8 protein-coding genes are annotated in these 6,923 nt (G+C 45.5%); 3 read left to right on the plus strand and 5 right to left on the minus strand.

Going from position 1 to position 6,923, the window contains the following annotated elements; genetic code table 11:
* A partial coding sequence (locus Q0413_RS03260; protein ID WP_298987261.1) for a YigZ family protein occupies nt 1–541 on the minus strand: 541 nt, incomplete at its 3' end.
* A gap of 70 nt (nt 542–611) precedes the next feature.
* On the opposite strand from Q0413_RS03260, the gene galU reads away from it, so the two are divergent.
* The 3 genes from galU (at nt 612) to Q0413_RS03275 (ending at nt 3,325) form a co-directional block, all read left to right on the plus strand.
* Nucleotides 612–1,448, plus strand: a complete 837-nt coding sequence (gene galU / locus Q0413_RS03265) for a UTP--glucose-1-phosphate uridylyltransferase GalU (RefSeq protein WP_297881561.1) — start codon at nt 612–614, stop codon at nt 1,446–1,448.
* Complete coding sequence (locus Q0413_RS03270; protein ID WP_298987264.1) at nt 1,435–2,697, plus strand: glucose-6-phosphate isomerase; 1,263 nt, start codon at nt 1,435–1,437, stop codon at nt 2,695–2,697. Before galU ends, Q0413_RS03270 begins: the two co-directional genes overlap by 14 nt.
* Before the next feature lie 235 nt (nt 2,698–2,932).
* Complete coding sequence (locus Q0413_RS03275; RefSeq protein ID WP_298987267.1) at nt 2,933–3,325, plus strand: VOC family protein; 393 nt, start codon at nt 2,933–2,935, stop codon at nt 3,323–3,325.
* A gap of 161 nt (nt 3,326–3,486) precedes the next feature.
* Here the strand turns inward: Q0413_RS03275 and Q0413_RS03280 are convergent, their stop codons facing one another.
* The 4 genes from Q0413_RS03280 to Q0413_RS03295 all read right to left on the minus strand — a co-directional run bounded on the left by Q0413_RS03280 (nt 3,487) and on the right by Q0413_RS03295 (nt 6,839).
* Nucleotides 3,487–4,203, minus strand: a complete 717-nt coding sequence (locus Q0413_RS03280; RefSeq protein WP_298987270.1) for a hypothetical protein — start codon at nt 4,201–4,203, stop codon at nt 3,487–3,489.
* A gap of 122 nt (nt 4,204–4,325) precedes the next feature.
* The gene (locus Q0413_RS03285; RefSeq protein ID WP_298987272.1) at nt 4,326–5,327 is read right to left on the minus strand and encodes a hypothetical protein; all 1,002 of its coding nucleotides are present in this window, start codon (nt 5,325–5,327) and stop codon (nt 4,326–4,328) included.
* Nucleotides 5,328–5,428: 101 nt separating this feature from the next.
* Nucleotides 5,429–6,352, minus strand: a complete 924-nt coding sequence (locus Q0413_RS03290; protein WP_298987275.1) for a hypothetical protein — start codon at nt 6,350–6,352, stop codon at nt 5,429–5,431.
* The gene (locus Q0413_RS03295; protein ID WP_298987277.1) at nt 6,339–6,839 is read right to left on the minus strand and encodes a hypothetical protein; all 501 of its coding nucleotides are present in this window, start codon (nt 6,837–6,839) and stop codon (nt 6,339–6,341) included. The genes Q0413_RS03290 and Q0413_RS03295 overlap by 14 nt, the downstream gene beginning before the upstream one ends.
* Nucleotides 6,840–6,923 lie beyond the last annotated feature (84 nt).

Below are 6,923 nucleotides of genomic sequence, written 5' to 3' on the forward strand. Positions count from 1 at the left end.
GGTTCATGCTGGACAATTCCATCACCGAGGTGCGAATCTCCGCAGCGCCGAAGCTTGCTTCATAAATAAAACCCGATTTTTTTAAAAAATGTTCAAATTTAGCCACCGCCGCAAACGGCACGAAAAATATGCACTTCTTACGCAGCACGAATTCCACTAGCTCTGCGGCATCCGCAGCGGCGTCTATCGCGGCATTTGCGCTACTAGCGTATGCGCGCACGAGCCCGCCAGTACCTAGCTTGATGCCGCCGAAGTAGCGCACCACGAACACCGCGGCGTTAATCAATTCGGCGCCGCGAAGTGCGTTTAGACACGGCGCGCCCGCGGTCGATTTGGGCTCGCCGTCGTCGCTTGAGTTTTCTACGATCTGCCCGGGCTCACCCAGCGCGCGATACGCCCAGACGATATGCCGCGCCTTGGGGTGTTGCTGCCACAACTGCGCACGCAGCGCCTCAAAGCTCGCTAGCGGCGCGAGATAGGCGATGAAACTTGATTTTTTGATCTCTTGTGCGGCGCTGATCTCTTTTTCAATCGTTTTCAAGGCTTTCCTTTGCGGAATTTTATCTTTTTTGCATTATAATAAAAGTTCAAAAAAAGATCAAAGGAGCTTCATGATCCAGACTTGTTTATTTCCCGCGGCGGGCTACGGCACGCGCTTTTTGCCCGCGACCAAATCGCTACCTAAAGAGATGCTTCCGATCCTTACCAAACCGCTCATTCACTACGGCGTGGACGAGGCGCTGGAAGCAGGCATGGATAATATGGCGTTCGTCACGGGTCGCGGCAAACGCGCGCTGGAGGATTATTTTGACCGCAGCTACGAGCTGGAGGATCAAATTTCAGGCAGCAGCAAGGAGTATCTGCTCGACGAGATTAGGGCGCTTATGAAGCGCTGCACCTTCTCTTTTACGCGCCAAGAGCAGATGAAGGGGCTCGGCAACGCGATTTATACGGGTAAAATTTTAATCCGCGACGAGCCTTTCGGCGTGGTGCTCGCAGACGATCTGTGCGTGAACGAAAACGGCGAGGGCGTGCTTGCGCAGATGGTTAAAATTTACGAAAAATACCGTTGCAGCGTCGTTGCGGTAATGGAGGTGCCGCCGCAGGACGTAAACAAATACGGCATCATCGCAGGAAAGAGCATCAGCGACGATCTAATAATGGTCTCGGATATGATTGAAAAGCCCGAGCCCGGCGAGGCTCCGTCGAGCTTAGCCATCATCGGGCGCTATATCCTAACGCCTAATATTTTCGATCTCATCGAGCAGACGGCGCCGGGTAAAAACGGCGAAGTACAGATCACCGACGCGCTTTTGAAGCAGGCTCAAAACGGCGTGGTGATCGCGTATAAATTTAAAGGCACTCGCTTCGACTGCGGCTCGGTAAAAGGCTACGTGGAGGCGATCAAATATTTCTACGAGCGAGAATTCGGCGATGGTAAAAAATGAGCTGTTTTTCCCGCCGGCAAAAGAGGGCGCGCTAGAAGAGGTAGCGGCAAAGATCCGCGCCGAATACGAAAGTGGCGAGATAGGCTACTACCGCCTACCGCAGCAAGGCGCGGACGTAATAGCGCGGGCGCAGGAATTTTTTAGCGCACGAAGCTACGACGGGGGCGTGCTTTTGGGCATCGGCGGCTCTAGCGTAGGCGTGCGGGCGCTTTATGAGATGCTGCGTCCGCGCGTAAGAAAGAATTTGCGCTTTGAAATTTTGGATAATTTAGACGCGCTTAGTGTGCGTCGCGCGCTTGAAGGGTTAAATTTCGCTCGCACGATTTTCATAGTATCCTCCAAATCGGGCAGCACGATCGAGACAATCTCGCTTTTTAAGGTCGTTTTGCAGCGTTTTGGAATTTCAAATTTAAAGACGCTAGCAAAAAATTTCATCTTTATCACCGATGCGGGCTCGCCGCTTGATATCTTCGCGCGTGAGCACGGTGCCTGCGTGATAAATATGCCTGCTAACGTAGGCGGTCGTTTTAGCGTGTTAAGTGCAGTAGGGCTAGTGCCCGCAGTTGGGCTAGGTCTTGATGCAAGCGCGATGCTGCGCGGAGCTGCCGCCGCAAAAGAGCGGTATCTGGATGAAATTTTAGCAGGCGATCCCGCTAAAATCGCGGAGAATAAAATTCTACGAAAAGCCCATCACTACGCCACGCACAAAAGTGCGAAAATCAACGTCCTTTTTAGCTATGGCGACGCGCTGCGCGCATTGGGCGAGTGGTACGTGCAGCTCTGGGCGGAAAGCCTAGGTAAAAAGATCGGCTTTAGACGCGAGGGGCTTACTCCTGTTGGGCTTGTAGGCTCGCGCGATCAGCACAGCTTCCTTCAGCTCATAATGGACGGCGTAAAGGATAAGACCGTGACTTTCTTAAAGCTCACGGACAACGGCACTGCGGACGCGGTGCCTGGTATCAGTCTGCAAGGTCTTGAGGGCTGTGACTTCGTAAATGGCATGCGACTGGACGAGGTGCTAAATCTTCAGTGCGATGCTACGCTGCAAGCCGTGCTAAACGAGGGTATCAGCGTCGATCTAATCGAGGTTTCGCGGCTGTGCGAACAGAGCGTGGGCGAGCTATTTTACTACTTCGAGCTGCTAACCAGCGCTACTGGAGCGATACTGGGCGTCAGCACTTACGATCAGCCGGGTGTCGAGGTAGGCAAGAGAATTTTAAAATCGCTAGTTTTGAAATCGCGGGATTAGAATTTGCGGCGCTAGCTAGACGGAATTTCGTCGGGTCAAATTTTACTAAAGTCAGACTCTACTCGCGCTCCATTTTTACTTAGGCTAAATTTTAGAATTTTAAAATTTACGCCGCGAAATTTTGATTTCGCGCTATGAGCATTTGGAATTTTGTCGCAAAATTTCACGGCAGAATTCCAAGATTGCACCGCGAGGCGTAAAAATTTTGCGACTTGCAAGCGCACAGGGAGATGAAATGAAAATCAAAGGGATCGATCACTTCGTCCTAGTTACGGAGGATCTGCAAAAATGCGTGGAATTTTACGAAGGGATTTTGGGCTTAGAGCATGTTTGCGAGGGCGGCAAACACAGCCTGCGTTTCGGCTCCTCAAAGATCAATATCCACACCCGCGCGGGCGAGTTTGCGCCGTTTGCAGCGCGTCCTAGCGCAGGCTCGGCGGACTTTTGCCTCATCTGCGAGGGGCAAAGCGCGCAGCAGCTCAAAACGGAGCTTGAAAGCAAAGGGGTGCAAATAGAGCTTGGCGTCGTGCCTCGCACGGGCGCGCGCGGCGCTATGCAAAGTATCTATCTGCGCGATCCTGACGGCAATCTCGTAGAGCTCGGCGTATATGAAAGCGGCAATGATTAGAGCGTAAATTTTAAAGGCAAAATTTCAAGCGGAGCTTTAAAATTTAAATTTTCTAAATTCTATCTTTCATTAAAGATCGATATTCTGCGGATTAAATTGCTTATCCCGCGGTACGCTAATTATGTATCGTTTATATATTTTTGAAACCTTATCTTTTGTTTTTAGAATTTCATAAATTTGTTCATTTTATTCACTATTATTTTTGCGATATCATAAGGCGGTTTCCAAAATAAATATCTCTCTGCAATATCTATATTTAGCGTATCCAAGAAATATTTTTGCAGCTCGCCAAGCTCATTTTTACTATTGATCGTAAATACTTCTGAATCGAAACCGTTGCATATCAGCAATTTATCACAAAGTAAGAACCTAGCCGTTTTCTCAAACAGAATATAGTAGACAAATTTAATAATAGGCATCAATAATAAGCCCATAATTATAAAAATAACTACATAAAATCCGGAGCTGTATAATGACACGACGATCATTATGAATAAAACCAAAATACAAAATTTGATTCTTACATCAAATGGCGCAAAATTGGGAATCATATAAGCATATCTGTAAACGGAGATATTTTTTAATGCCATCTCTTTTTCACATCTGGTTTTATTTTTAAATTCTATTTTGTCCTTCATAAAAGTTATCGTTTTTTTGCTATTTATAAAACTCGCCGCGTATATAAAGAAAAAGGCAGTGCCATAACCTAGCAATATTTTCATATAAAACCTAAATTTATATTCGCCGCCAAAATTCTGTATCAAAGAACAAATTAATAAAATTCCAAGAGCTATCAGCCAAAACAGATCATCTAGCTTTTTTATAACTATCGGATATTTGTCGTAATCTCTGGCTTTTTGTTTATTATAATTTTCCATTATTTCAAGCCCCTCTTTAAAAATAGATATAAATTTGTAATAGCTTAATCGACAAAAGACTTTTATATACGTTGCCTGACTCTTTCTTCGCGACCTCTTCCCTCGTCATTTTATCCTCCTAGTTAGATAAACAAATAATCTTTCTTAACGTTATTTATGTTTACGCTTTTTCGTAAAAAATATTCTTTAATTTCATCATAAATTTTTTGATTATAGAGATAAACGAGATAATATCTTGGATAAACGGGTTTGTTCCTAAACCATCTGCCATATGAGGGGCGTGCGATCCTAATAAACGGCAGAGCCCTAAACCCTTTTAAATTCCTATTTACAAACAGATAAAGTATAAAATTTAATAAAAACCCGAATAAATATGTAAAGGATACCGCTATAAAAAATATATTCCACCATGTTACGCACATAAAAATAGCGATAAAGTACAAAAATATCTTTTCAGATTTTCCTATCTCATATGAACTTGCCAAAATTCCGATAGAGAAATTTAAAGATAAGGCGTTTTCGTCAATTTCACAGCGTTTTTCAACCAAGCCGTCGCTAATGAATTGTATATATTTGTTTGTGAATTTTATCTCTTGTCTAGGGTGGGTTATGGTAAATATAGATATTATAACCGTAGATAGTAAAATAATGAATAAAATAGCAAAATACTGAACTATGTCAATATCATCATGATTTATAAAATCTATAATCAAAAATGCATGTAGCGTAGAGATAGGCAATAATAGGACTAAAAACGAATATACAAAAAATTTTTCATAATTTTTGATTGCTATCGGCTCTTTGTCGTAATCTCTAGCTTTGGGATTATGCTGCAAAAAGCCGCTATCATCCGAGATAGAATTTTGCGGCTCTGCGTTGTTTACACGGGCGGAATTCCGATCCGCTTCGGCTTTTAAATTTAAAGCGCCAGGATCGGAATTTAGGGTTTCAGAATTTGAAGCTTCGAAATTTGAAACTTCAAAATTAGAGTCTTCGGAATTCTGGATTTCAGAATTCGGGACTTTAAAATTTTCGCCGTTAGAATTTTGTTCCAAGCCCCGCTTCGGCTCTTGATGCCGCTTTTGTAGTAGCTTTCTTAATTCCTCAAGCCTGCTTTGATCCATTTGCCGCCTTTAAATTTGATGGATGCGCCATTTTATACCTCCACTACTTAAAGCTCATTAAATTTTACCGCTCGCCCGCTGCGCGCCGTTTGATCAAAAATTTAGCTCTCGTATCTTTGCAGCGATTTTTTATATGTTTTCGCGGCAGCGTAGCCCGCGCTCAGATATACCTCAAACTCCTCGCTGGTAAGCCTGCGCGGCTCATTCGCAAGCTTCGCCGCGCCCGCTGCACCGCTTGGCATATTTGCGTCCAGATTCGCTTCATTTACGATCTCGCCTCGTCGGATTCGGTTACTAAAGCTCGCTGCATGCGCTATTTGCGGCACACGCTTTAAAGAGAAGTTTAAATTTTGCGTTTGCAGATTTAAAATTTTACCCATGCATTTGCGCGGACCCGCAATAAAATCGCCATTTTGTATGAGCGGGGCGGCGGAGCCGAGCGAATCGCTCTCCGCCAAGCTGTGCAAGTCGCCTGCTAAGCCGGGTAAGCAGCCCGTTGAATCCGGTAAGCTGCCCGCTAAAAGTTCTGCGCCGCTTAGGATACGTAGGCTTCGCACCAAAATCCCGCCGCCGCTTTGCGGGACGCTGCGAAACGAAATGTCAAAGCCGAAATTGTGAAAAAATATCTCGCCCGCCCGCGACGTGCGCTTGTAGGTGTTGCGATCTGCGCCCGTGAAATACGCCTCGATCTCCGCGAAGGCGAATTCCGCGCCGCTTACGCAAAGCACATAGTTTTGCAGCAGATCGCGCATGAAATTTTCTATCTTTGCCTGCGCTCGTTCGGCATCAAACGGCGGCTTGGCATTAAATTTTAAAATTTCATCTTGCTGCGCGTCGCTAAAATATGACTGTCCGCCGCAAAATTCCACGCCGCCTTGTAATTTTAAGGGCTTGTCGCCGCTCAAGTCTCTCGCGCTTCCTGCAAGTTTATGATTTTTTGAAGCGAGCTTTGAGCCCGCCGAAATTCCAAACTCCGCCGCGTCGATTTTTGAGAAAAATTTTTCTAAATTTTCATCGCCCAGCATTTTGCTCTTCCGTAGAATTTCCTTCGCGCTTTATGGAGCTCACCTTGTTGCCCATAGTGTCGGCTTCGCCGTTGTTTGCCCCGGCGCGCGTTAAATTACCGCCGCTACTTGTCGTATTTGCTTCGCCGTCTTTTGATTTGGGCGTTTTAAAGCCCCAAATCTCGCATCGATCCCCGCTAAAGCCTTGGAAATAATATCTCTCGCGTTCGCTCAAGTTTTCTACCCCCTTTTCGCATGTGCGCTTGATATATGCCTGGCTTGGATACATTAGTCGATTTACCGCATGGTCATCGCCGGCATCCGCGCGCTTTATCAGCTTAGCGATGCAGGCGTCATCCTCTTCACCCTTGTTGTTTAAAAAAGATTCCCAAATGTTACAATACGCACCACTGCTGCTTATATATAGGGTGCACAGAATAACAACCCCTACGATTAACAAAAAAATTTGACTTTTACTAGTTTTCAAGCTCATCTTATTGCTCGGCATTTAATCCTCCCGTAGAATTCATATCGCGTTTGATTGCGTCTGCTTCATCGCGGATCGTATTCGTACCTTCGCGCGTTAAATTTC

The sequence above is a fragment of the uncultured Campylobacter sp. genome, assembly GCF_938045465.1.
GTDB lineage: Bacteria > Campylobacterota > Campylobacteria > Campylobacterales > Campylobacteraceae > Campylobacter_B.